This is a genomic window from Rufibacter sp. JT3400010 (genome assembly GCF_054956755.1).
In genome coordinates, this window is sequence record NZ_JBUDXA010000041.1 from 1 (window position 1) to 1688 (window position 1688).

At 59.1% G+C, this 1688-nt stretch carries 1 protein-coding gene; it reads left to right on the forward strand.

Features of this window, described 5'->3' with window-relative positions:
- Positions 1-37: 37 nt before the first annotated feature.
- Positions 38-1636 (forward strand): IS1182 family transposase, encoded by a 1599-nt coding sequence (locus ACY0JR_RS21160; protein WP_462636162.1) that lies wholly within the window; start codon positions 38-40, stop codon positions 1634-1636.
- The last annotated feature ends 52 nt before the right edge of the window (positions 1637-1688 follow it).

Sequence of the window (1688 nt, forward strand, 5' to 3'; positions counted from 1 at the left end):
AGGCCGTCGGCCGTAGCATGGTTTATGCACCTTGTGCATGTTGCACAACTGTCTGAATATAGCCGTAAAAGGATGTTCCACCAAAATCTTTTTACCGATGCAGGGCAGGAAGCACTTTGCCGACGAGAAGGAGCTGCGCTTCTCCCTGTCGGCGCACGTGCCGGAGCGGAACTTCTACCGGCGGCTCAAGGACAGGCTCGACCTTTCGTTCCTCTACGGGCTGACCGCGCCCTACTACGGGCAGTGCGGCCAGCAATCCATCGACCCGGTGGTGTTCTTCAAGCTCTGCCTGGTGGGCTACCTGGAGAACATCATCTCGGACCGCAGGCTGATCGAGCACTGCGGCCTGCGCCTAGACTTGCTTTACTTTTTGGATTACCAACTGGATGAGCCCTTGCCCTGGCACTCCACCGTCTCGCGTACTCGCCGGCTTTTGCCTGAAGCCCTCTTCGAGGAAGTCTTCACCCGCGTGCTCTCCCTATGCGTGGAGGCGGGCATGGTGGCCGGCCACACCCAAGTGGTGGACTCAGCCCTGGTGAAGGCCAACGCCTCGATGGACTCCTTGGAGCTGAAGGTACCCCGGGAAACGCTCGACGCGCACCTGGGGCGGGTCAGGGCCATCAGCCGCGCCGACCGCAGGGCCAAGGAAAACAGGGCTACTGTGGGGCAGCAGACCATCACGGCCAGCGCTGACGAGTTGCAGGAAATAAGAGCACGCAACAGGAAGTGGAGCCTGGAGCAGGACCTTAGGCCGGGAGCCCACAACAAAGGCAGCAAGTACACCTCCAACAAGACGCACTACTCGCCCGTGGACCCGGACGCGCGCATCGCCGTCAAGCCGGGCAAGGCCCGCAAGCTCTGCTACCTGGCGCAGGTGGCCGTGGACACCAGCCGCCATGTGATCACCCATGTGCAGGCGGAGTTTGCCGACAGGAAAGACAACCAGTGCCTGCCGAAGTTGCTCGATGGCCTCACCCACAGACTGCAAAGCCTGAGGCTAAGCTGCAGCACTGTCTTGGCGGATGCGGGCTACTCATCGGGCGAGAACTACGCTTTGCTGGAAGGGCAGGCAATCACAGCCTTCATCCCGCCGCACGGCACCTACAAGGGAGGGCCCGAGGGCTTCAGCTATGACAAAGAGGAGGACTGCTGGCTCTGCCCGCAGGGAAAGAAGGCCACGTTCAGAAAGGTGAAGGTGGAGCCGAAGGGCAACATCAAAAAGAAAATCTACTTCACCACCCGCAGAGACTGCAAGGGCTGCCCCATGCACGAAAGTTGCATTGGCAAAAGCTACGAAAAGAAGGTGGAGATCACTTACTACCGGGAAGAATATGAGCGGGTGACTGCCAGGGTAAAGAGTCGCTATGGGCGAAGGATGAAGAGCCTCAGGCAGGCCACCGTGGAGCCGGTGCTGGGTACGCTTGTCAACTATATGGGCCTGCGGAAAATCAACACCAGGGGCATCCAACAGGCCCAGAAGGGAATGCTGCTGGCCGCGGCGGCCTACAACCTGAGGAAACTGCTGCGCTTTGCGCCTAAAACAAGCCAATCAGCCGTCATGGCCCTGCCCAGACCTCTTGAATCCGCTTTCCTGCGGCTTTTTGCCTATGATACTGAGAGAGAAAACAAGAAGTGAACGGAAGTAAGCAATGAAGAGCCCCTTTACCCAAGAGTTGTGCAACAGCTAC